Source organism: Pseudomonadota bacterium (assembly GCA_039028935.1).
Classification (GTDB): Bacteria; Pseudomonadota; Gammaproteobacteria; order Steroidobacterales; family SZUA-146; genus SZUA-146.
This window is the reverse complement of sequence record JBCCHD010000049.1, coordinates 1-24,446: the sequence shown is the minus strand read 5'-3', so window position 1 is coordinate 24,446 and position 24,446 is coordinate 1. Positions and strand designations below refer to the sequence as shown.

The following is a 24,446-nucleotide window of genomic DNA, read 5'->3' as shown; positions in this document are numbered from 1 at the left end:
TTCCGTTTGGCTCTTTTCTTCTGAAGGAAAAGGCTTTTCGGTCGGTGCTCCCGCACGAAACGACCGTGGTTTGGCGCGACATTGCCTCTGCGTCGGTGGCTTCTCTCGGTTCTGGTGCGTGTCGGCCCTCGATCAGGGGGTCTCCGTCTGGGATGGTGAGGATGAAACGAGGTGGTGAGCGTGTGCGTGACGGTCGTGGATAATGGTATTGAAAGACGTGGCAAACAATACGCGTCGAAAGCGCGTTCGACCCGAGGACTGCTGCTGCAGTGCCGTACACCCACGTGCGACCTGTGGACGCCTCAAAGTAAGCGATCCCAAGCTCGGTGATCGAGTTCTTCGGGTTTGGCCCCGGGCTAATCACCAACCAGCCGCCTTCGGCTGCAGTGCCATTGTAATCCACAGAAAACGTAAATTCGTCGCTGTGCGTGTTGTAGCTTGCGGATACACCGTTGTAGGACAAACCACTGTTGCCCCCAAACACCCCCGCGCTGCGGTCGTAGTTGTAGACAATCGATGCGGATGCCACAGCCGAGCTGGCGCAAAGCAGAGCGATTGTACATAACTGTGTCACTATTCTTTTCATTTTAGTTGGTTCCTTTGAACTTGACGGAATTGCACGAGTACAAAGCAAGAAACAGGCCACAATGGTGCTCGCTCATGCTGGTCAAAGGCTTAGCAAAAAAGACCGTCTGCTTATGAAAAACACCAGTGACTGATAGTTAAAGTATTCGACAGTTGCGCGTAACAAAGAGTCACAATCGATCGACGCAACGCGAGTGTTAGCGCTGTATTTAATGAAGAACTTCGCGCAGCAAGATCGCCGCCCAGACGCCGTTATGTCGTGTTGTTGGTCAAAGAGTAAGCGTTGTCAGGGTGCGAGGCGCAACAAGCGTGCCTGCGCTTCTTGTGACAAGCGATGTCCCTCACCCAGCAGACTCGCGAGCAGGGGGGCGGCGGTCTGCAGTAACACGTGCGCCTGGTCCCGTTCATTAAGATGAATCAGTGCCTCCGCTTTTTCACTCATCGTAACCGCGGTCTGCCAATGGTTCTCACCGAGCTGAGGCAGCAAAATGGCGAGCGCGTCGTCAAAGTAAACGACCGCATCTCGGTAGCGTTCCTGCTGTAGGCGAAGATTTCCGTATTGTCGGAACGCTTCACCGATAAACAAGTGTGCCGGTTCAATGGTGTCGGCGTAGATAGAAAGGGCCTCATCGAGCATGCGTTCGGCCCGATCGTACTGTGCTAAACGGGTCGTAGCGACAGCGAGCTGCACCAGATTAAAGGCTAACTCGTAGGAATCCCCCCGTTGTCGTAGACCTTCTGTCACGTCGATGAGCAACTGCTGGGCTTGTTGGTGTTTGCCTTGAGCGCTTAAGAAGCGACCCAAATCAGCCTTGGCTGGAAGCAGTCGCGAATCGTTTTCGTCGAACACCGATGCGAGTGTGCTGACCACTTCTTTGTACAGGCCTTCCGCTTCCTCGAGCTTTCCTTGCGCATGTTTTGATAACGCCATTTCATTGAGGGCCTCTGCAACCAACGTGTGCGTCGGACCATAAGTGCCCTTAAATTCCGCCAGCGCTAACGCGTAGTAACGATCACTGCGATCAAGGTTTCCACGGCGAAGATGCACCGCGCCCAGGATGATGAGATTGTGGCCAATTTCGGTGCTAGTGCGTGTTGAGGGCGTTAACTGCCTGGAGATCGCCAACGCCTCGTCGATGTAGGACTGTGATTTGTCCCAAAGTCCGCGCGCAATCTCGAGCTCGGCCATGTCTCGCAGCAGGCGTTGCAGTGCGAATCGCTGGTGTTCGGGCGCCACACCAAATTGCTCGATCGACTCCTCACGTTCCAAGATGGCTAGCGCTCTGACATAGTAATCGGCGGCCACGTCCCAGTTTCTCGTCCAATGATACCGGCCAAGATCGTGGAGAATGCCCGCGGTCACCGGATGATCTGGACCGTACGAAGCGGTGATAAGGTTTAGCGATTCTTCATAGAGCTCCAGCGCTTTGGTGTTTTGCTCCTGCCCCAGGTAGCCACTGCCAATCGTTTGGAGTAGGCGCCCGATAATGGCGGGTCGGCCAGATAGCTCATCGGCGGTTTTTTGTTCGGCAAAGTTTAAAATATCGAGGGCCGAAGGCTCCCGTTTTTGCAACCCTTCGGGGCTTGCAGCGATGAAAACGTTGCCAAGGAAACCCAGCGTGTCTTCCATGTTTTGGTTTTGGATTGCCATATCGCGTGCCTGAGCCGCCAGGTCGACTGCCTGGGCCGCAATCTCCTTTGACTGGATATAGTTGGTCACCGCGAAGGCGCTGATGGCGGTGACAAATGCGGTGGCGACGCTGACCGCGAGACGGTTGCGGGAAATAAACTTCATGGCGCGATAGCCACGCGAATCACGAATTGCCTTCACAGGCTCGCCGTCGAGATAGCGGGAAATGTCGTCTGAAAAATCTTTTGCGGACAAATAGCGGCGACGTGGCTCCTTTTTAATCGCCATGAGCACAATCGAGTCGAGTTCACCTCGTAACCGCGCTGCGAGGCGATTTGGGGTCGTTCCACGTCGTGATGCCACAACCGCCCATTCGGCTTTGCTCTCGTCGAGAATCTGGCCGAGCGCTTCGCTGGGTGGCATCGGTAACTCATGGCAGATCGTGCGTTCCATTTCACCGACGGTACTGTCCGCCAAGCGGAACGGTCGACACCCGGCAAGTAACTCATACAGCAAAATGCCGAGCGAATAGATATCGGTGGCTGTGGTGATGGTCTCGCCTGTGATCTGTTCGGGACTGGCGCTGTCCGGTGTTAGCAGTCGATCGTGAAAATGCGTTTTGGCGAGGTCCAATTCACCTAGCTGGTTACGCAGTACTTTAGCAATGCCAAAGTCGAGTAGTTTTGGCGTACCGTCAGAGCCCACTAAAATGTTATTGGATTTAATGTCGCGGTGAACAATGAGGCTTCGATGGGCTTCGGCTACCGCGGAGCAGACTTGCTGAAACAGCGCCAGACGGGCGCGCAGAGGCAGATTGTGATGGTTGCAGTAATCAACCAGTGGCTCTCCATCGATGTGCTCCATCACGATGTAGGGCAGGCCGTCTTCTGTTTGGCCGCCATCTAGTAGTCGCGCGATATTGGGGTGGTTCAGATCGGCCAGAATCTGGCGTTCGGCGAGAAAGCGCTGTTGTGTGTCTTCGCTTACGATGCCTTTGTGCAATACCTTGATGGCCACGTCCTGCACGAATTCATGGTCATCGCGCTGGGCTAAAAACACCACGCCCATGCCGCCTTCACCAATTGCGCGAATAAGCTTGAAGGGACCGATCGTGGTGCCCAGTCGCGACGAATCATCAAACAGGCTGAACGCCGCCGACTGGAGAAGATCGCCGACCACGTCTTCATCAGTGTTGGCGGCGAGCATGAGGGCCTCGATTTGATTGCGCAGGGCGTCGTCCCCTTCGCATTCTGTGGCCACATAGGCGGTGCGCTCGCCGGGCGAGAGATCCATCGCGGCGTCAAATACGCTCTGGATTCGAGCCCAGCGTTCGGTGCTGATGGCATCGGTTTTCTTGTCCATAGGCGCTGATGAGGCAAAAGAAGCATGGTAGCACTTGAAAACGGCCGTACACCGCCTCGTTCATGACGGTTCGACGAATCGGCAACGCGCGGATTGCCGCGTCGCAGTAGCCAGGAAATGACGTAATTTCGTCCGTAATGTCGCATGGACAAGGGTAAGATGATGATTCGCAAACCATCACATCGCAGCATAAGGGGGACAACATGCCAAATGGTGATACGAACAATCAAAATCGAAAAGACAACGATGGCGTCGATGGCGCGGGAGGGCCAGTGGTCATACCGGCTGCCGCGGCCTTTTTGGGCGCGCTGGTTGGTGCGGTTATCGGCTCTCAGCTAGGCTAGCCACGTTTTGTTCCGCGGGAACTCATTCCGAGTGGGTGGGTTCCGCGCGGAAAGCGCTGACGACGAATACGAGTGGCACACGGCGCGTTCTTTATTCGGCTTTGCTGACACGTTAGCATGGCGCCATGCACAGGAAAGAATCGTGAATATCGCGCCAAATCCACCTACTGAATCGGAAGCGAAAGAGGGCGAAGTCCTATTGCGACGACCCCGAACCGTGGGACCGATCCGTGGGCTAATGTGGATTGGCGAGGCATTTTCGTTGTTTCGACACTACCCGATTGCCTGGCTATTGACCGGTTTGTCACTGATCGGACTGTATATTCTGTTCAGCTTTATTCCCTTGGTAGGCGGACTCCTTTATACCTTGATCAGCACGGTGATTTTGGGCGGCATTGCGCTTGGCTGTGCCGCACAGGAAATTGGCGAGGACTATTCCACTCATTATCTTGCGGTGGCTTTCGACCGTCCGCAGAAGCTGGTTGCGCTTGCACTGTTATATTTATCAGTTACTTATGTGATCGTCGTGCTGATGTTGGGGTCTCTGCTTTCGCAGCTTGATCCATCGGCCGATCTGGCGGCGGTGATGGCAATCTTGTCTGAGCATCCGCGCCGTGTGATGGCCACGATGCTACTGATGTTGCCAATGGTGATGGCAAAGTGGTTTGGATTGGTTCTGATTGCCCTGCATGACGTGCCGTTGTGGCAGGCCATGGGATTGAGCTTTTCGGCGTGTTTGCGCAATGCGTTGCCGATGACGCTGCTCGCCATGGCGTTGTTCGCGTTGTTTCTAATCGGCATGGTGCCCCTCTTTTTGGGTGTGCTGGTGATATACCCAGTGATGATCATTTCGTCGTACACTTCGTATCGAGATGTCTTTACACACGAGCAAGTAGGATTTAAATGACGAGCAAAGCGAGGACAATCGCACGGCGCTGGCTGCCCCTTGTGGCCTTGGCTGGCGTGGGCACGGCGGGTGAGGTGCTGGCGGTCGACCATGAGCAGCCCTCCTTAAAAGAGCAGCTCGCGTTGTGCGCCGAACGCGTGCCCGATGCGGCGCGACTCGCCTGCTACGATGGCCTGGCCGAACAAATGACCGCATCGACGCCCCTGACGCCATCCGTTGACAGCGTCGAGGCGCCTGCCGCGGCTGACACAGCGACGGTTGATGTGTCCACCGGTGTGCCGGTCGCGACAGCGCAGCCCGCAGCAACCGCCACTGGATCCGCAGAAAAGAAGACGGAGAATGTCGAAACGTTCGGCCGTAACGAAAATCAAAAACAATCGATTCGGGTTATGCTCGAAAAAACCAAGCGCAACGCGCGAGGCGATTGGTACTTTTATTTTGACAACGGCGAAGTCTGGAAGCAGATCGATTCTTCGCGTCGCCGCATCCCGGCCTTGCCTGTGGCCGCCACCATTTCTCGCGGCATTTTCAGTTCGTACAAATTGCACATCGATGGCGAACGCTGGGCGATGAAGGTGCGCCGTCTCAAATAGAGCGCGGCGCGTTCTGCCGGCTCACTTCCGATATCTGAAGATTGCGCTGCCTCGTTGGACGACGCTTAGCGCATGAGTTGGCGAGAGGGTTTGACTGGAAGCCAGCCGCGCCAATAAAAAATCAGCAGTAAACCAAAGAGCATGCCGCCCAGATGCGCAAAATGGGCGATACCCGAGTTGGTATTCGTGACCCCCAGCGTGAGCTCAAGCGCGCCATAAATGACGACAAAGTATTTGGCGGCGATTGGCACCGGGAAAAAAATGAGCATGATTTTTTGGTTGGGATACATCATGCCGAATCCCATCAGCAGCCCAAACACCGCGCCTGAAGCACCGACCGTTGGGGCGGTAGGTGAGCCCACATAAAGTTGCAGCAGCGCGGCGCCGAACAAGCATACGAAATAAAAGTGCAAAAAGGGTCGTGTGCCCCAGAGTCGTTCGAGCGGCGTACCAAACATCCATAGCGCGAACATGTTGAACATCAGATGAGTGCTGTTGGCGTGCAGAAAACCATGACTCAGGAGTTGCCAGTACTTAAATCGGCTAAATCCGCCGTCTTCAGCCAGCGGCCACAGACCCAAGTGCCAGATGATGCTGGGATCGGCAGAGCGGTACATGAAGGCCAAAAAGTTGGCGATCAGCAAATAAAACACCGCTGGGCTAACCAAATCGAATAGGGGGTGGCCGGAAGGACGGGGTGTCTGCATAGGGATAGATATGGGGGTTAGGCGTCAGGAGTCAATGGCGTCATGGGCATGTCGGTGCCGACACGCGTTTTCGACCGTCGGGATCGTCAAAAATTGCAAATTCACCGTCTCAATCCAACAGCGCCGGTGTCCGGAGTGCATTTTGGTGTAAAAGCACGACATTAAAAAGACCAAAAAACCCGGAAATTGATTGATAAGTAGACAAATTATGGAAAAAGTGTCGCAAATTGGCGTCATTTTTCATCCGCCGTCCCTCGTGTCATTCTGCCTCGCGTGCCGGGATGCCAAGTCTTTGAGCACAGCGTCTTTAATATTTTGAGGAAACCACTATGCGTGCCATCAAACTGGTAATGATATTGACGTCAATCGTGGCGTTATCGGCCTGCGGATCACTCGTCAAAAGAGCCGAATTTGACCGAACCGTGGCGGACCTACGCGACGCCGATGCCCAACTGGCTGCTGAAGATGGGCGGCTAAACTCGGCGAACGAAGACCTGCGTACCCAGCTCCAGCAAATGGAATACCAGATGAATCAGATCACCGATAATCTGCAGAGTGCCTTTGCGAACTACGATGCACAGATCGCGATGCTGCAGGGGCGTGTTCGCGTCGATATGACGGCACATTTTGACGTCAACGACGCGTCGTTACGCGAGCAGGATAAAGACGCGCTTCGCGAGTTCAGCAATACCATCGCTGACTTTCACCCGAACGTGTTGATCACCGTTGAAGGATTTACCGATCCGTCGGGACCGGCGGACTACAATAAGTGGTTGGGAATGGAACGCGCCAAGGCCGTTCGAAGCTACCTGATCAGCAGTGGTTTATCGGCGGATAAGGTGCGCGCTGTGAGCTATGGCGAGGACACCGAACGCCAAGTGACGCCGGGCGCCACAGGCAACACCGGTGCCGCCAATCGCCGCGTCGCGTTGGTGATCGACTATGTGATGGGCTAACACCCCAACCGCATCCGTTGCCGGTGGTTCACTACCGGTCTAAGCGCCCTCAGCGCCAATCGATTACACTCTTGTAATTCGACTTGACTGTGAGGGCGCTTTTTTATGCGTAAACCCATTCAAATAATCGGTGTGCCACTGGATCTTGGGGCGTCGCGACGCGGGACGGATGCGGGACCGTCTGCGGTGCGCATCGCTGGTCTTGGACAGAGCCTTCGACAGCTTGGCTACGACGTGTTGGTAGAAGAGGATATTCCGGTACCTGCGATGGAGACACGGGCACCGGAAAATACGTCGGCCCGTTTCAAGCATGAAATTTTGGCGGTCTGCACGACACTGGCGGCCACGGTGAAGGACACTCTGGACACCGGAAAGACGCCGCTGGTTATCGGCGGTGATCACTCGATTGCCATGGGAACCGTTTCAGGTGTGTCCGCACATTTCGCCGACGCTGGCGACGATATTGGTCTGATTTGGTTTGATGCGCATGGTGACATGAACATCCCGGCCTCGTCGCCGAGTGGCAATGTGCATGGCATGCCGCTGGCGCACCTGCTCGGTCGCGGCGACAAAGATCTGTCCACCATTTTGGATCGCCATCCGGCCATAAAACCTGAGAACGTGGTTCTTATTGGTATTCGGGACATTGATGATGGCGAGCGCGCCATCATTCGTGATTCGGGAATCACCACATTCACGATGCGTGACATTGACGATCTGGGTATGCGCGAAGTCTGCGCCCGGTCCATTGAGGTCGTCACATCGGGCACGGCGGGGTTTCACGTCAGTTTTGACGTGGACGGCTGCGATCCGTCGGTTATTCCGGGTTCTGGCACGTTGGTGCCGGGTGGGGTGAGTTTTCGTGAGGCGCACCAACTGCTTGAATATTGTGCGGAATCGGGGCGCATGACGTCGCTGGAAGTGGTTGAACTCAATCCGTTTCTCGATCAGGCCAATGTTTCAGCTGAGCGGGCCGTGATGCTCATTCAAAGCGCATTTGGGCGCAGTATCTTGTGATAGATAAAAACTATTAATTCAGTAAATTTAAACGATTTGAACGATTAATAGACTGCCCGTATCCTGGCGACATTCGTCACCATTAACAGGAGCAGTACCATGAACCGTGTCAATATTGGCCTCACCGATGAGCACCGCCAAAGCATGTCTGAGGCGCTCAGTAACGTGCTCGCGGATACCTATACCCTGTATTTACAAACGCACAATTTTCATTGGAACGTGATGGGCCCGCAGTTTCGAGAACTTCACCTCATGTTCGAAGAGCAGTACACCGAGCTGGCGACGGCGGTTGACGACTTGGCTGAGCGCATACGCACGTTGGGGCACGTTGCCCCCGGCACGTACACCGAATTCGCTCGACGAGCAAAGATTAAAGAAGTGGAGGGTGTGCCAGACGCGACGCACATGATTTCGATCCTAACCGATAGCAATGAGACCGTGGTTCGAACATTGCGGGCAGCGCTCAAGCTTGCTCAGGACGGTGACGATGAATCGACGGCGGCGTTGGTGGGTGACCGAATGCGGGTACATGAAAAAACCGCGTGGATGCTCCGCTCCATGCTGTAGTCGCGCGTTGTTTTTGGCGCGTTAATGACACATTATCAACGGCCTGCACGTCGGTGCGGGCCGCTGAGTTATACTCGACGTATGAAGATTTTATGCCTTTTGCGACACGCCAAATCAAGTTGGAGCCAGCGGCCTCTGATCGATCATGAGCGCCCGCTCAAACGGCGGGGTGAACGGGATAGCCAACTGCTCAGCGATGCGTTGTCGATACGGTTTGACGCCATTTATTCGAGCACCGCGGAGCGGGCTCATCAGACGATTCGAATCGTTATGCAGGAGGCGTCGATGGACAGCGATCGACTGGTTACAACCGATCGTCTTTACACGTTCGATGCACGCGATGCGCTTGGTTTCATTCGGGACATACCCGATCGACACAACACGGTGCTGATCGTCGGCCACAATCCGGCCTTTACGGATCTGTGCAACGATCTGGCAGGCGCTGGCCTAGACAATCTGCCAACGGCCGGGTTTGCTCGGCTCGCGTGCGATGTTGATCACTGGCGTGCCGTCACCGATGGCTGCGCTGAACTCACCACGCTCGTGACACCCAAAATGCTTCGGGTCCGCGAACCAGACCCCGATAATGACTGGTATCGATGATACCGTTACGCGGCGCCCGCGCGACCTATCGCGTTGAAGTCGCTGAATGGCGGCACGCCGCTACCCGCCCCGACATCCGCTAATAGAGTATCGATATGACTTATGACGTAGACGCCATACGGGCGCAATTTCCCGCTCTTGCCGAGACCGACAGCGGCAAACCGCGCGTGTATTTTGATAATCCGGCCGGCACGCAAGTTCCGCAGCGAGTGGTGGATCGAATGAGCGATTGTCTGCTCCGTCACAATGCCAACCTCGGTGGTTACTTTACGACGTCCAAAGGAGCTGACGCGGTGGTGGACGATGCCCATGCGGCGATGGCCGACTTACTGAACGCCGCATCACCCCATGAGATTATCTTTGGACAAAACATGACAACGCTGACGCTGCATGTGTCTCGTTCCATCGCGCTGCATCTCAATGAGGGTGATGACATTCTGCTCAGTCGTATGGATCATGATGCCAACGTTCAACCCTGGGTACTGATGGCCCAAGATCGTGGCGTCAAAGTGAACTGGCTACCGTTCAACCACGAGACCTTTGAATTTGATTTGGCGCTGGCTGCGGAGCTGTTGACCGAGCGTACCCGACTTCTTTGTGTCGGCGGGGCGAGTAATTTATTGGGAACGCTCAACGATGTAACGACTCTGTGTCGTTTGGCGCGTGAGGCGGGTGCTTGGACGTATATCGATGCGGTGCAATCGGTGCCCCACGTATCAACCGACGTGCAGTCGATTGGCTGTGATTTTCTGGCGTGCTCAGCGTACAAGTTCTTTGGTCCCCATCAGGGGATTTTGTATGGCCGCCAGGCGATGCTCGATCAACTGAGCGCCTACAAAGTGCGGCCCGCTTCTGATCGTTCACCCGGTAATTTCGAATCGGGCACTCAGAGTCATGAAGGAATGGCCGGAACCGCCGCTGCGGTTGATTACCTGGCCTCAATTGGCGCGGATGCAACGGACTATTTTGCACAGTATCCAAGCTTTTCCGGGCGGCGTTTGCATGTTCATGCAGCAATGGACGCGCTATTCGCATACGAATCGACACTCGCCGAACAATTGGTGAATGGCTTGCACTCGATTAATGGCATCACTGTGCAAGGCATCACGTCACCCGATGCGATGGCACGACGCGTGCCAACCGTCTCGTTTACCAGCGCAAAGCACACGCCACAAACGATTGCCGAACAACTCGCGCAGCAAGGTGTGTTTGTCTGGAGCGGCCACAACTACGCCCTCGAAGTTGTGGATGCGCTGGGTCTGCGAGACAGCGGTGGGGTGGTGCGCGTCGGTCCAGTACACTACAACACGGCGGACGAAGTCGCGCGCACACTCGCCGCCATTGACGCACTCCATTAGTCGACGGTCGATAGGCGGCAATGAACCGACGCACGCTTTAAACGGGCGCTCGAATGGCGGGTGGGCCCGTGCCGGCGACTGGCGTGAGGTGACGTTGCCGAACCGGTTGGCTGAGGGAGAAAAAAACCCGACTCACTGCTGAGTCGGGCCGTTACTGCGTGTGTGTCGCGGTATGATTTTTATTTATTCGCCGGACACATTCTTGTTGCCCCCAAAATCGTTGCGTTAATCCCGCCTCCTATCGGACCTGGATCGACGTTCCCCCTTTTTTATCGACTGCGCCTGGAGGCGTAGCCCCTGAGCGCGACGCTTATTTTTATCACGACATAATGCCGTCTCGCGTCTTCGCCGGTTGGTCACTCATGAATCGTGCTTACTGTCAGCGTTTGCAATAACCGGGCCAGATTCTAAAAGCCCGACGTTTAGGGCTTTTTAACGTTGGGTCGTGCGTTTTGCAACGAAACTGTAATAGGATTCGACACTCATGAACAACCGTTTCGCTAAAACCTCGGACGAGAGGCGCTTCGCATCGCCAGCGATGGAGTAAGCGCCAAACCGTGGCGATCGCGTGAGCCTCACACAGCAAGTACTATTCAATCGGAGAACACCATGAGTTCGATTCACCCGCGACCAGGCGCCTTGGGCGCAGCACGAGAGGCACTTGATCCGGATTCACCGGTAGTGATGATCAATTTATTGCGTTTTCGCGAGCAGGCCGAGGACGACTCCAGTCGTACCGGACGTGAGGCGTATGCGGATTACGGTCGACATACGCAACCGTTGTTGGCGAGTGTGGGGGGGCAAGTGATGCATTCCGGTGGTGTCGCCGGCATGCTCATCGCGCCGGATGGTGAATCCTGGGATGACGTGCTGATCGTTCGCTACCCCCACTATGGGGCGTTTTTATCGATGGTGATGAGCGACGCCTATCAGGCCATTGTTCACCACCGCACAGCGGCACTGGCGGACTCCCGACTGATTGCGACGCGGGGTTCGGCGTGAGCGGTCGGTCGACGCACTCCGTGGAACGAGACTAGCGATGGGTCGATGGCGCCCGCCGCTCCCGCCGTCCTCGGTCTACATTACCCCCGAGGGCTTCGAGGCATTGCAGGCTGAACTAAAATCGTTATGGCAGCGTCGCAGTGACGTGGTCAAAGCGCTGGCCGCGGCAGCGGCCGAGGGTGACCGCTCTGAAAACGCGGAGTACATTTATCGCAAGAAAGAGCTTGGCGGCATTGATCGTCGTATTCGCTTCCTGCAAAAAAGGCTGCCCAATCTCAAGGTCGTGCCGCAGGGTGCGGAACGCCGCGAAGTGTACTTTGGCGCATGGGTCACGCTTGAAAAAGAAGACGGCGAGGTGGTTGTCTACCGTCTGGTCGGGGCGGACGAAACCGACGCAAAACGTGGTTTTATCAGTATCGACTCGCCCATGGCGAGGCAATTGCTCGGAAAACGCGTTGATGATGATTTCCGACTGACCATCGGCGATAGAGAGCGAGAGTATGTGATCAGTCGTGTCTCGTACTCGGGGCCTGGCTGATCGCCGCCGTCGCACAAGCGTGACCGGTTTACGACGCGATTGGACCATGCGCCTCTTGCAGTCTGACCCGTATCCGGGCGCATGGGGTTTTGTTAAACTGCGCGCGAGAAAAGGAGGCCGGGCATCCGCACGGCCCAGAGGTAAAACGGCATGACCGACGACGCACCCGATTCGAACGATTTTATCCGGCAGATCATCAGTAGTGATGTGGCCCAGGGCAAACATGGCGGTACAGTAGTGACCCGGTTTCCGCCCGAGCCGAACGGCTATCTACATGTTGGACATGCCAAGTCCATTTGTCTGAATTTTGGTGTGGCGGCAGAGTTTGGTGGTCAGACGTTTCTGCGTTTCGATGACACAAATCCTGCGAAAGAGGACGAAGAATACGTCGAGGCCATCAAGCGGGATGTGGCGTGGTTAGGGTTTGAGTGGAACGATCGCTTGACGCATGCCTCCGACTATTTTGACAAATTATACGCGGCGGCCGAAGCGCTGATCGAGAAAGGACTTGCCTATGTCGACTCACTCAGTGCGGAAGATATTCGAACGTATCGCGGCACGCTGACCGAGCCGGGGAAAGACAGTCCTTATCGCACACGCAGCGTAGACGAAAACTTGGCGCTGTTTCGCGGCATGCGGTCGGGCGAATTTGACGACGGTGCGCATGTGCTGCGCGCAAAAATAGATATGGCTTCGCCTAACATCAACATGCGCGATCCCGCGCTGTACCGAATACGTCGCGTGCGTCATCAGCGCACGGGTGACACGTGGTGTATTTACCCGATGTATGACTTCGCCCACGGATTGTCCGACGCGTTTGAGGGCATTACCCATTCTCTGTGCACCCTCGAGTTTGAAGATCATCGACCGCTTTACGACTGGCTGCTGGATCATGTGGACATTCCCACACGGCCTCAGCAGATTGAATTTTCCAGACTTAATTTGGCCTACACAATTACGAGCAAGCGCAAACTCAATGAATTGGTGGAAAGCGGTGTGGTCACAGGCTGGGACGATCCGCGGATGCCAACGATCGCCGGTATGCGACGTCGAGGCTATGCGCCGGAAGCCATTCGCGAATTCTGTCGACGCATTGGTGTTACCAAGAAGAACAACCTCATTGAAATGGGAGCGCTCGAATCAGCGGTGCGCGACACGTTCAATGTTAGCGCGCCGCGAGCGATGGCGGTGATCCGGCCGCTCAAAGTAACGTTGCTGAATTACCCCGAAGATCGCACCGAATCACTGCCTGCCGTCAATCATCCGAGCGATGATTCGATGGGCAAGCGCGAAATGCCATTTGGACGCACGCTCTACATCGAACAAGACGATTTTATGGAAGAGGCGCCGCGTAAGTTTTTCCGTTTAAAACCCGGCGGCGCTGTGCGTCTACGGTTTGCCTATGTGATCGACTGCGTCGACGTGATCAAGGACGATGAGGGCATTGTGATTGAACTGCATTGTACGGTTGACGAAGACACGCGCAGCGGCACTGGTACCTCGGAACGCAAGGTGAAAGGAACCATCCACTGGGTGAGTGCTGCCCATAGCGTGCCGGCGACCATTAATCTTTATGATCGACTTTTTACGGAAGCATCGCCTGGCAGTTGCGAAAACTGGTTGAGCACGGTTAATCCCGATTCGTTGACAGTGCTGGAAGGTCAAGTTGAACCCTCCCTAACCCGGGCTGAGCCTGGTCAGGCGTATCAGTTTGAGCGAACAGGCTATTTTGCGGCCGATACAACAAGTGCGACGGATGCCTTGGTGTTCAACCGTGTCGTCACACTCCGAGACAGTTGGGCCAAAATGGAAAAACAGGCGCTCGAGAAAGCCAACAGCTAGCGTCTATTGAACGACGTGCGTGCGGGTTAAATGGCACCACCTTATCGGTTTGTCGCTAAGGCGTGTCCGACTCATCAAGAGACTTGCGCATGACCGTGGCTGAGCCTGGGCAGAGAGAAGAAAATTGTTCAGTCTTCTGCACAATGACCGGCGCCTGCTCGCGCTCGACGCGTGCAAATCCGTGGTGTGCAAAGTAAGCCTCCGCATCGGTGGTCAGGAGATAGAGGGTGTTCACACCTTGAGCTGCGGCGAGTGCTTCGATCGCGGCGACTAATTTCGCCCCCAGTCCGCCTCGACGAGCGGTGGGGTGAACGGCCAGTGATCGTAGCAATCCCACGTTGCCAAGCGGTTCGTACCCAACCACACCGATAAGAGTAAGCCCGTCGTAGTGACCGATAAATGACTCGGTTAAGGTCGGCGTAATATCCTCAGTCGGCAAGTTAACCTGTTGGAGGAGGGCTTTGACGGCGTTGGCGTCCGGCGAGGTTTGAACATTCATAGCGTGAGTATAGTCGACACACAATTTGGAGAAAATCGATGGCGTTAACCCAGGATACCCTTGTGTTCGAGCAGGACGGCCTAACCTTCCGACCCGTAATGTTTTGGGATGACGAACAAAACGGTGAGCAGCCGGTGGTTATGGTGTGCGGCACCATTTTGGGCCGCAACGAGTTTGTGTTAGACCGGGCACGTGCGTTGGCGCGGATGGGCTACGTGGGCGTGGCGCTTGATGTCTATGGCGAAGGCTTTGCGACAACCGATTTTGCGCAGGGTAGGGTAAAAATGGACGCCCTGAAAGAGGACCGGGAGTCTCTGCGCACACGCCTATCGGCTAGCATCGATTTTATTGCAAACCAGCCCAATGTTGATGGTCTGAAAATGGCGGTCATCGGTTATTGCTTTGGTGGGCTTTGTGCGCTGGATGTCGCTCGCTCTCGAGATGACGTGCGCGCAGTGGCGAGTTTTCATGGGGCCTTAACTCCGCCACCCCGCATGCTCAGCGCGCCGATCAATGCAAAAGTGCTTATTCTTCATGGCGACGCCGATCCCCTCGTGCCGGATGAGGCCGTCACCGCAGTACAGCGAGAGCTGACCGCGCGTGAGGCGGACTGGCAGCTACATCGCTATGGTTTTGCCTACCATTCGTTTGCTGTGCCCGGTGCAAACGCGCCCGAGCGCGGTTTGCAATATAACGAACTGGCGCAGCGTCGTTCGTGGTCGAGTCTTGAGCAGTTATTGTCCGAGAGCTTTTAAATGACTGCCCGAAGAACCGGCAGGCGAGCCCGCCGGTTCTTCGAACGATGATCGTGTCGACTCGTCTGCTATCGACCCTTAGTCCAAGGTACGCCCGCTGCATCGAGGCGTTCCATTAGCGCAGGCAGTTCTGATTCAAGCAGCGGTGTCGTCACCGCGCGCACCTCAGCTAATTTGTCGTTTGCGATGTTCAGGCTCATGCGCATCGTCTCGGTCGGGCCGTAGGTATTGTCCACACCGGATCCCGCCACAAACACACGCTGCCAAATAGACACAAACTCCGCAGAGTTATAGCGAGAGGCATTGCTGTCACCGTTGATCAAGCGGGCCTGATTCCCCAACTCACGTGCTAGACGCTCAGCTTCAGTCAAGAGCGAAGGATCGGCATTGAACCGGCGCAGTGTGCCGGCCGCCGACTTAAGCTGCTCGAGCGCAGCGCCGACGCGTTCTGATGTGATGGTCACCTGACGTCGTAGTTCTTCGGTCTGACGATTGAACGCTAAGCGCTCTCCTTGCGTGGCGCCGGTTAACGTCGGTTCGCGAATTGGCGCGACCTCAAACTCATGCACCTGATCGGTGACCGTCAGTTCACCGTTCACACGCGTTGCGAACGTTACGCTGTACGTGCCAGGTTCCGCCCATGGGCCGGTAGGCGGCGAATTCCATGGCGTCGGGTCTTCAGGTGGCTCCCACGACGCCTTAGAGGGATAGCGCAAATCCCAGGCGACGCGATGAAAACCTGCACCCGTGGGGCCAGTGACTTGCCGCACTAAATTGCCATTGGCGTCTTTGATCAGAAGCACCACGGCGGGCTCACTCTCCGATTCTTCCTCGTGTAACGCGTCGAAGGAGGGGAACACCGTATCATCGCCATCGGCGGCGAGCTTCTTGTCATCCGCATGCCGTTTGGCCTGACGTGTTTGCAGTGCTTCAGGCAGGTAATAGGTCAGGATTGCTCCAAAGTCGGGGTTTGGCGCCACAAACAGGCTGCCACCACGGCTCGCGCGACAGCCTGGCTGATCGCAACCGATCGTGCTCTTGGGCACATACCAAGGTGTTTTGCGTACCGGGAACAACTGCGCCTCGGTCTCGAGTGTATCGGGGTCAATGTGTCTCAGTACGCTGTAATCGTCGAAAATGTAAAAGCCGCGCCCGAACGTTGCGCCAACCAGATCGTTTTCGCGAGGTTGTATCACCAGATCGCGGAACGAGATCGTTGGTGCGTTACCGGTCAGTTTGACCCAGCGCTTTCCACCGTCGAGGGTAAAGAACACGCCAAACTCAGTGCCCACAAACAGCAGCTCCGGGTCGACATGATCTTGCACGATGCGCCAAACGAGGTGGCGTTCGGGCAGATTGGCGGTAATGCTGCGCCAACTGCGTCCGCGGTTAGTGCTCTTATACAAGTACGGGGCAAAGTCGCCGTTCTTATGCTGGTCGACGGCCACGTACACCGTGTCTTTGTCATGCAGGTCGGCTTTGATGTCATTGACAAAGAAGTAGTCGGCAACACCGGGCAGGCTGTCGATCTCACGCCAGGATTCACCGCCGTTCTCGCTGATCTGGATGAGTCCATCATCTGTGCCGGCATAGAGCAGGTTGGGCTCAAGCGGCGACTCGGAAAGTGATGTGACGGTGCTGTACATCGACATGGCGTACAGATCCCAGGCGGCCTTATCGTTCCACTGACGACCCATCATCGGTTCTCTGAGTCGATCGACGTCGCGTGTCAGATCGCCGCTAATCGCTTGCCAACTGTCACCGCGATCCGGTGAGCGCCACACGCGCGAACTGCCAAAATACAGCACGGCGGGATCATGCGGGCTGATCAGAATGGGGGCGTCCCAGTTGAAACGTTCGGACGGTTCGCCGGGGCCGGGTTGCGGTTTGATGTACACCGTTTCACCCGTTTTGCGGTCGTAGCGGGTCAGGTTGCCCTGCTGCCATTGGGCATACACGATGTCGGGGTTGGTTGGGTCAACGGCCGACTGGTGGCCATCCCCACCCAGCGTGACAAACCAGTCGGAATTCAATATTCCGGTCCAATTGTCTGTGCGGGATGGCCCGCCCTGACTGTTGTTGTCCTGCGTGCCGCCGTAGACATTATAAAACGGCAAATCAAAATCGATGGCGACTTTGTAAAACTGCGTGAGCGGTAAGTTGCCTGTAAAGCGCCACTTGTTACCGCTGTCGAACGATTCGTACAAACCGCCGTCAGTGCCCACCAACAAATAATCGGGATCGTCCGGCAAGAACGCGATGGCATGATGATCAACGTGTTTGTCGTTGTATTTTGTGCGGACAAATGTCTTACCGCCGTCGTCGGAAATATGGAGAAACACGTCCATATGATAGAGCTGATCAAACTTATGCGGGCTAGCGAACAATTCTTGATAGTAGTGTGGACCGGTACCACTGGAAATGTAGTCGCTTTGTTTCGTGAAGCTCGCGCCGCCGTTGTCCGAGCGATAGACCCCACCTTTGCGGTCACCGATTTCGATCGTGGCGTAGATGACATCGGGCTGCATCGGCGAAATGGCCAGACCGATCTTACCCATGTCACCCGAAGGTAAGCCGTTGGTTAACTCGGTCCAGGTTTCACCGCCGTCGGTTGATTTATGAATGCCGGTGTCGGGTCCGCCGTTCATTAAAGCCGCCACGGTACGCAGACGCTGCCACGTCGTGGCATACAGAATATCCGGGTTGTCCGGATGCATATGTACTTCGCCGGCACCGGTCCACTGATTGCCCTTGAGTACACGCGTCCAGTTTTCGCCGCCATCGGTGGTTTTGTAGAGCCCTCGCTCGCCGCCAGATGACCACAGCGGTCCCTGCGCGGCGACAAAAACAGTGTCCGAATCGCGCGGGTCAACGCGAATCATGCCGATGTGCTCCGATTTTTCGAGGCCCATGTTTTCCCAACTGCCACCACCATCATGACTGACGTAGATACCGTCGCCATAACCGACATGGCGACCACTGACGTTTTCGCCGGTTCCCACCCAGATAGTCTGCGGATGATTGGGATCGATCGTGATCGCGCCGATGCTGTAGGCGCCTTGGCCGTCAAATATCGACTCCCAGGTTACGCCGGCGTTGGTGGTTTTCCACACGCCGCCACTGCCCACGGCGATGTAGCGCGTGCTCGTGTTGGTCGGGTCAATGGCGATGTCAGCAATACGTCCTGACATGAAGGCAGGGCCGATGCCCCGCAGCTCAAGGCCAGCAAAGGTCTCGTCATTGAGGCCGGGTGTGGTGTCGTTAGCGAGTGCGGCTGCGCAGAGCAACGCCCCGAAGAGGGATAGTACAAAGCGGTTCATGATGCCCCCAAAGATGAACAGAACAAACGAGCATCCTGCCAGATATTGACGACGTTGTAACGCATCTAGGTGTCGGCTTATCGCAACCTGAGGGGTGTTGACCGACGCCGGCTCCGGCGCGAGGTGGAGTCTGTCAGAGTAGAAACTCTTGGGCCGGTTCGCGGAGGTTGTAGCGCGAACTCATCGCATAACCGTACGCGCCGGCGTTGGCGATGAGCAGTACATCGCCTGTTTGGCAAGATGGCAGCGCACGATCGAGTCCCAGGCGATCCCCGGTTTCGCAGTTGGGACCCACCACGGTGTAGCGCTCACTGGGCGTGTCCGCTAGGCGCGATAGGTTGACGATTGGGTGGTAGGCGCCATAGAGCGCGGGTCGTATCAACGAATTCATGCCCGTGGCGACCCCCACGTATTGCACATCCCCTTTGCCTTTGGTTTGCGTGACACGAGCGAGTAACGCGCCGGCTTCGGCCACGATAAAGCGACCCGGCTCCATCCAGAACCGATAATCGCTGTATTCTTCGCGAAGCGTCGTGAGCGCGCGGTCCACGTTGACCATGTCCAGGGGTGGGTCACCGGGTTTTTCAGGGATACCCAGCCCGCCGCCCAGATCGATGATCTCAACCTCCGGAAATCGCGCTGCGGCCGCAGAGAGCACGCGACCCACTTGGCGCCAGTTGCCGCTTTCCATGATGCCGCTACCGCTATGGGCGTGAATGCCCTTAATGCGCACGTCGAACTGTTTGGCGAGTGTCTGAAGTTCCTCGAGTTCAAACAGCGGTATGCCGAATTTGGATTGTGCGCCCGCGGTACGTACGAGTTCGTGATGGCCCTTACCGTGGCCGGGATCGAGGCGGACAAAGACGTCGCGTCCCCGAAAGTCCTCGCCCCAATGTCGCAAGGGAAACAAATTGTCGAGCGTCACGCGAACGCCGCTGTTGAGGCCGAATCGATAGTCGTCTCGCGGCGCAAAATTGGGGGTATAGAGAATGTGCTGGCGATCGATGGCTGGGAACAATTTGAACAGGCGCTTAAGTTCGCCAGGCGAGACACACTCAAAACTCATGCCCGCCTCGTAAATGGTCTCGAGTACCTGTTCGTTTGGGTTCGCTTTCATGGCGTACAGCACATTGTCCAGTGCGCCGAGGTGTTTCATCGAACCGACCCGTTCGCGAATGGTGTCGGCGTGATACACAAACGCGCAGTCGCGATCCTGCATCAAATTGAGCAAAGCGTCGCGGTGCGTCACCCACCAATGTAATGCCGGGGCGGCGGCGGGCGATTGGTTAAGGCGCTCCCACGATTGACCAAATGTGTCGTGCTCAGTGTCTTGCTGAATAATCGCGTCATGCAATTTATGGGTGAGCCGTGTGCCTTGTTCGGCATCGACAACCACCGTGAAATTAAGATCGTTCGCTGCCTGCGACAGAAGGTGAATCTTGTGTTCGGCAAACACCGTCATCGCCGGCGCGAGCCGATGCAGCATCGTACGGATATTGCGTCCGACCAGGCTCACCGACGCGCAATCCTCGATCACGGTCACCTTACACAGCGCGCGCAATGACGCGACGAGCGGTTCGAGCGTGCGTTGTTCGGCGGCGGACAATGGGTCTAACGATACGGTCACCGTGCTCTCAGACGTCGACACTAGGTCGATAGAGACACCAAACGCATCAAACACCGCAAAGGCCTTCGCGAGAAAGCCGGCTTGTTGCCACATGGCTGGGTTGGCCATCGAAATCAGCGTTAAGTCGCGTCGAAACGCAATACCTTTAACCGCGGCGTGCGCGCCTGGCGGATGCGCGGCAATGCAGCTGCCTTCGAGCTCAGGTTGAGTGGTGCTGCGAACGAACACCGGGATGCCATAGCGTGCGGGTGGCGTGAGTGTATGCGGATGGAGTACGGAACTGCCCATCGCGGCGAGTTCCTGAGCCTCATCGTAGTGCAGACTCTTAAGCGTGCGCGCCGACGGCACAATTCGTGGATCGGCGCTAAACATGCCGGGGACGTCAGTCCATATTTCCAGCCGCTGCGCACCCAATTTGGCCGCAAAATAGGCCGCGGACGTGTCCGAGCCGCCGCGACCCAGTAACGCATCCTCTCCATCCGGTCCGCGAGCGATAAAACCTTGTGTGACAACGCAGCGGTGCGCCTTGATGTGCGATTGAAGCGCTTGATCGGGTTTGTCATCACACACAGCGGACAACCAGGGTGATCGCGTGGAGGCGTTCGGTCCGGGCAGTGTGGTCAGCCAGTCGCGCGCATCCAGTCGAATGGTTTCGATGCCCTGATCGGCTAGAAAGGCGCACCCCAGTCGCGTGCTCATGCGCTCGCCTAATCCCATCAACGTTGCGGTTTCTGCGGGGGCGGCCACGCCCTCTGCAAATCGCTGGGCAAGCGCACGCAATTCACCGACTTCCTGATCGATCAGCGTCGCATCGACCGCCAGAGTGCGGGCATGCTCCGTATGCAGCTCAATAAGATGCGCCGCTTGAGACTGGGCATTATCGGGGTGTCGCGCTATCGATTCGAGTGCGTCCGACACGCCGGCAAATGCGGAGTGAACAACGAACGTATTGAGTCCTTCAAGATGCCGTGCGTTGAGACAGCGAACGATGTGCATCCAGTTTTCACGCGAACTGACGCTGGTCCCGCCAAATTTGCAAACCACCCAATTTGAGCTCGCGATATCGGCCGGCGCGCCGAGCGATTGTGGAGAAGGAAACGGCGCGGCGGGTGACGTAGTAGAGGTGGAACTCATAACGGGATACTCATGTCGCGATGTGGGCCGAGTAATGTGTGCAGACAGTTGAGCGGCCAATCGATTTCGATGGCGTTTTTGCACTGCGCAAAAGCAGCCCGCAGTACAGCGAAATTAAAGGAGCAGGTCAATAGTTTCGTTCGTTTATATGCGGGGGTACCGCACGTCGACCGCAGATTGGCGAGGACAAACATCCTCGCTTTCGTGACTAGGTTAAGTTCGTTACACTTTCGGACCTGCTTTTTAGAGGGGAAGCATATGAAAACCAAAGCGGCTGTGGCATTGGCGGCGGGCAAACCGCTTGAGATTCTTGATGTGGATCTTCAAGGGCCTCAGGCCGGCGAGGTGCTGATCGAATTGAAGGCAACGGGCGTTTGCCATACCGACGCGTTTACGCTGTCGGGCGACGATCCAGAAGGGGCGTTTCCGGCCATATTGGGGCACGAGGGTGCAGGTGTGGTCATTGAGGTCGGCGAGGGTGTGACGTCTCTTAACGTCGGTGATCATGTGATACCGCTCTACACGCCGGAGTGTCGAGAGTGCGATTATTGTCTACACCCCAAAACCAACTTGTGTCAGGCCATTCGCGCCACGCAAGGCCAGGGCGTGATGCCCGACGGCACGAGTCGCTTCTCCATCGATGGCGAGCCTATTTTGCACTACATGGGTTGCTCCACGTTTTCCAATCACACAGTGCTACCGGAAATTGCGGTCGCCAAAATTCGCGAGGACGCACCGTTCGATAAGGTGTGCTACATCGGCTGCGGCGTCACCACTGGTGTCGGTGCGGTGGCGTTCGATGCGAAGGTCGAACCGGGCTCCAACGTAGTGGTGTTCGGTCTGGGCGGAATCGGACTCAACGTGATCCAAGGTGCGAGGCTAATCGGTGCGGACAAGATCGTTGGCGTTGATCTTAATCCCGCACGCGAAGCGTTAGGCGAGCAGTTTGGTATGACGCATTTTATCAATCCGAAGGATGTTGAGAATGTGGTCGATGCGGTGATCGACATTACGGGCGGTGGTGCGGATTACAGCTTTGAGTGCATTGGCAATGTCAACACCATGCGTCAGGCGCTCGAGTGCTGCCACAAAGGCTGGGGCGAATCGATGATCATTGGTGTGGCCGGTGCTGGCCAGGAAATCGCGACGCGACCCTTTCAGCTGGTGACGGGCCGGGTGTGGCGCGGCACCGCCTTTGGCGGCGCGCGTGGACGCACCGACGTGCCTAAAATTGTCGATTGGTACATGGACGGTAAGATCGACATTGATTCATTGATCACGCATAAAATGCCGCTCAGCGAGATTAATGAAGCGTTTCATCTGATGCACGCTGGTGAGAGTATCCGATCGGTAATTGAATATTGATTGATGACGTTGAGGGTATGGGGTGAGTCAACTTCCTGAAAATTTAACGCAAGTCGGTGCGAGCCGCTCATTTGGTGGGGTGCAAAAGCGTTTTGCGCACGCCTCGACGGTTTTGGATTGCACCATGCATTTCTCTATCTATTTACCGCCAGCGGCCGACACACAATCGGTGCCAGTTCTGTATTGGCTGTCTGGGCTCACCTGCACAGATGAAAACTTCGTCCAAAAAGCCGGCGCGCAGCAGTATGCCGCACGTCACAACGTCGCCATTGTGGCGCCAGACACCAGCCCGCGCGGCGATCATGTGCCCGACGACGCGGAGGGGGCCTGGGACGTGGGACATGGGGCCGGGTTTTACGTTAATGCGACGGAGCAGCCCTGGGATCATCACTACCGCATGTTCGACTATGTGGGCGAGGAATTGCCGGCCTTGATTCGCTCTCACTTCCCCATAGACGGCGAGCGTTGCGCCATCATGGGACATTCGATGGGCGGTCACGGTGCGCTGGTAATGGCACTGCGTCACGCGCAACCCTACGCGAGCGTGTCGGCGTTTGCGCCGATTGTGGCACCCAGTCAAGTTCCCTGGGGACGGAAGGCGTTTGGCCTGTATCTGGGTGACAACCACGATGCGTGGCGATCGTATGACGCGGTTGAATTAGTACGACAAGCCGAGCATCCGTTGCCCATGTTGGTCGATCAAGGTGCGGCCGACGGTTTTCTCGAAGAACAATTGCGACCCGAATTACTCGAGGCAGCCTGTCGCGATGTGGACTATCCGCTGACGCTCCACCGGCGCGAGGGCTACGACCACAGTTATTTTCATATTGCCACATTTATGGAAGAGCACATTCGCTTTCACGTGCGCCATCTCAACGCGCGCTCATGATCAGAAAGGCCACTCTTCGCAGAGTGCCTGTTAAAACTTAAGATACTCAAGGAAACACTGTGAAACTTGCGACGATTAATAATTCAACGCGCGATGGTCAGCTGGTCGTGGTCAGTCGTGATCTGACGCGCATGACACCCGCTGGCGATATCGCCCCTACCTTGCAGGCTGCACTCGATAATTGGGCGAGTACCAGTCCCAAACTCGAAGCGCTGTTCACGCAACTGCAAAACGACGCGGTGGCATCAACCGCTTTTGATCCGGCGGTTGCTCACGCGCCACTTCCCCGCGCCTATCACTGGGTGGATGGCAGCGCCTATGTCAATCATGTGGAATTGGTGCGCAAGGCGCGTGGTGCGGAAATGCCCGAGAGTTTTTGGCATGATCCGCTTGTGTATCAAGGTGGTTCGGACGACTTTTTGGGACCTCACGATGACATCGTGGTGCCGAGTACCGAGTTTGGTATCGATATGGAGGCCGAAACGGCGGTCGTCACCGACGACGTGCCCATGGCCACCAGGGCGGGACAGGCGGCCGACCACATTAAGCTCATTATGATTCTAAATGACGTGTCGCTGCGTGGATTGATACCCGGCGAACTCGCTAAAGGTTTTGGTTTTTATCAGTCCAAGCCCTCGACCGCGTTCTCGCCTGTAGCCGTCACGCCCGACGAACTCGGTGAACACTACCGAGACGGCACACTTGACTTGGCGCTTACTACGCACCTCAACGGTGAACAGTTTGGTGCACCACGCTGTGGCGTCGATATGACGTTCAATTTTTTGCAGCTGATCGAACACGTGACTCGTACGCGTCGACTCGGCGCCGGGGCAATTATCGGTTCGG

The 24,446-nt window shown here is 56.2% G+C and carries 21 protein-coding genes; 15 read left to right on the top strand and 6 right to left on the bottom strand.

Translation table 11 applies throughout. The features are described from left to right. Both AAF465_15740 and AAF465_15735 read right to left on the bottom strand, forming a co-directional pair. The coding region (locus AAF465_15740; protein ID MEM7084181.1) for a hypothetical protein at positions 1–586 on the bottom strand (586 nt) is incomplete at its 3' end. Positions 587–871: 285 nt separating this feature from the next. Further along, positions 872–3,577, bottom strand: coding sequence for a serine/threonine-protein kinase (locus tag AAF465_15735; GenBank protein MEM7084180.1), 2,706 nt, complete (start codon positions 3,575–3,577; stop codon positions 872–874). Positions 3,578–3,780: 203 nt separating this feature from the next. Between AAF465_15735 and AAF465_15730 the strand changes: the two genes are divergently transcribed. The 3 genes from AAF465_15730 to AAF465_15720 all read left to right on the top strand — a co-directional run bounded on the left by AAF465_15730 (position 3,781) and on the right by AAF465_15720 (position 5,421). After that, positions 3,781–3,921, top strand: coding sequence for a hypothetical protein (locus AAF465_15730; protein ID MEM7084179.1), 141 nt, complete (start codon positions 3,781–3,783; stop codon positions 3,919–3,921). A gap of 142 nt (positions 3,922–4,063) precedes the next feature. Next, the gene (locus tag AAF465_15725) at positions 4,064–4,828 is read left to right on the top strand and encodes a BPSS1780 family membrane protein (GenBank protein MEM7084178.1); all 765 of its coding nucleotides are present in this window, start codon (positions 4,064–4,066) and stop codon (positions 4,826–4,828) included. After that, the gene (locus tag AAF465_15720; GenBank protein MEM7084177.1) at positions 4,825–5,421 is read left to right on the top strand and encodes a hypothetical protein; all 597 of its coding nucleotides are present in this window, start codon (positions 4,825–4,827) and stop codon (positions 5,419–5,421) included. The genes AAF465_15725 and AAF465_15720 overlap by 4 nt, the downstream gene beginning before the upstream one ends. 65 nt (positions 5,422–5,486) lie before the next feature. Here AAF465_15720 and AAF465_15715 read toward each other — a convergent pair whose 3' ends face one another. Continuing rightward, positions 5,487–6,128, bottom strand: a complete 642-nt coding sequence (locus tag AAF465_15715) for a rhomboid family intramembrane serine protease (protein ID MEM7084176.1) — start codon at positions 6,126–6,128, stop codon at positions 5,487–5,489. A gap of 329 nt (positions 6,129–6,457) precedes the next feature. Between AAF465_15715 and AAF465_15710 the strand changes: the two genes are divergently transcribed. The 8 genes from AAF465_15710 (at position 6,458) to AAF465_15675 (ending at position 14,011) form a co-directional block, all read left to right on the top strand. After that, on the top strand, positions 6,458–7,084 hold the full coding sequence (locus AAF465_15710) for an OmpA family protein (GenBank protein ID MEM7084175.1): 627 nt from the start codon (positions 6,458–6,460) through the stop codon (positions 7,082–7,084). A gap of 105 nt (positions 7,085–7,189) precedes the next feature. Beyond that, on the top strand, positions 7,190–8,101 hold the full coding sequence (rocF, locus tag AAF465_15705; protein MEM7084174.1) for an arginase: 912 nt from the start codon (positions 7,190–7,192) through the stop codon (positions 8,099–8,101). Positions 8,102–8,200: 99 nt separating this feature from the next. Beyond that, the gene (locus AAF465_15700; protein MEM7084173.1) at positions 8,201–8,668 is read left to right on the top strand and encodes a Dps family protein; all 468 of its coding nucleotides are present in this window, start codon (positions 8,201–8,203) and stop codon (positions 8,666–8,668) included. A gap of 81 nt (positions 8,669–8,749) precedes the next feature. Continuing rightward, entirely contained in the window at positions 8,750–9,271 is a 522-nt protein-coding gene (locus tag AAF465_15695; protein ID MEM7084172.1) for a histidine phosphatase family protein, read from the top strand. A gap of 95 nt (positions 9,272–9,366) precedes the next feature. Further along, positions 9,367–10,629 carry a cysteine desulfurase-like protein gene (locus tag AAF465_15690; protein MEM7084171.1) on the top strand — a complete coding sequence of 421 codons (1,263 nt, stop codon included), beginning with the start codon at positions 9,367–9,369 and terminating at the stop codon, positions 10,627–10,629. Between the two features lie 609 nt (positions 10,630–11,238). Continuing rightward, positions 11,239–11,631 carry a DUF1330 domain-containing protein gene (locus tag AAF465_15685; protein ID MEM7084170.1) on the top strand — a complete coding sequence of 131 codons (393 nt, stop codon included), beginning with the start codon at positions 11,239–11,241 and terminating at the stop codon, positions 11,629–11,631. Positions 11,632–11,668: 37 nt separating this feature from the next. Further along, on the top strand, positions 11,669–12,169 hold the full coding sequence (gene greB, locus AAF465_15680) for a transcription elongation factor GreB (GenBank protein MEM7084169.1): 501 nt from the start codon (positions 11,669–11,671) through the stop codon (positions 12,167–12,169). Between the two features lie 150 nt (positions 12,170–12,319). After that, the gene (locus AAF465_15675) at positions 12,320–14,011 is read left to right on the top strand and encodes a glutamine--tRNA ligase/YqeY domain fusion protein (protein ID MEM7084168.1); all 1,692 of its coding nucleotides are present in this window, start codon (positions 12,320–12,322) and stop codon (positions 14,009–14,011) included. A 55-nt stretch (positions 14,012–14,066) separates the two neighbouring features. On the opposite strand, the gene arsN2 is transcribed toward AAF465_15675, so the two are convergent. After that, positions 14,067–14,510 carry an arsenic resistance N-acetyltransferase ArsN2 gene (arsN2, locus tag AAF465_15670; GenBank protein ID MEM7084167.1) on the bottom strand — a complete coding sequence of 148 codons (444 nt, stop codon included), beginning with the start codon at positions 14,508–14,510 and terminating at the stop codon, positions 14,067–14,069. A 38-nt stretch (positions 14,511–14,548) separates the two neighbouring features. On the opposite strand from arsN2, the gene AAF465_15665 reads away from it, so the two are divergent. Further along, positions 14,549–15,265: a dienelactone hydrolase family protein gene (locus AAF465_15665; GenBank protein ID MEM7084166.1), complete on the top strand. Its 717-nt coding sequence runs from the start codon at positions 14,549–14,551 to the stop codon at positions 15,263–15,265. A gap of 68 nt (positions 15,266–15,333) precedes the next feature. Here AAF465_15665 and AAF465_15660 read toward each other — a convergent pair whose 3' ends face one another. Then, on the bottom strand, positions 15,334–18,585 hold the full coding sequence (locus AAF465_15660; GenBank protein ID MEM7084165.1) for a glycosyl hydrolase: 3,252 nt from the start codon (positions 18,583–18,585) through the stop codon (positions 15,334–15,336). Between the two features lie 133 nt (positions 18,586–18,718). Next, positions 18,719–21,346 carry a bifunctional aspartate kinase/diaminopimelate decarboxylase gene (locus AAF465_15655; GenBank protein ID MEM7084164.1) on the bottom strand — a complete coding sequence of 876 codons (2,628 nt, stop codon included), beginning with the start codon at positions 21,344–21,346 and terminating at the stop codon, positions 18,719–18,721. Positions 21,347–21,604: 258 nt separating this feature from the next. Here AAF465_15655 and AAF465_15650 point away from each other — a divergent pair, with 258 nt between their 5' ends. The 3 genes from AAF465_15650 to AAF465_15640 form a co-directional block, all read left to right on the top strand. Next, positions 21,605–22,711, top strand: a complete 1,107-nt coding sequence (locus AAF465_15650) for an S-(hydroxymethyl)glutathione dehydrogenase/class III alcohol dehydrogenase (GenBank protein MEM7084163.1) — start codon at positions 21,605–21,607, stop codon at positions 22,709–22,711. Positions 22,712–22,733: 22 nt separating this feature from the next. Then, complete coding sequence (gene fghA, locus AAF465_15645; GenBank protein MEM7084162.1) at positions 22,734–23,600, top strand: S-formylglutathione hydrolase; 867 nt, start codon at positions 22,734–22,736, stop codon at positions 23,598–23,600. 59 nt (positions 23,601–23,659) lie between these two features. Beyond that, the coding region (locus AAF465_15640; protein MEM7084161.1) for a fumarylacetoacetate hydrolase family protein at positions 23,660–24,446 on the top strand (787 nt) is incomplete at its 3' end.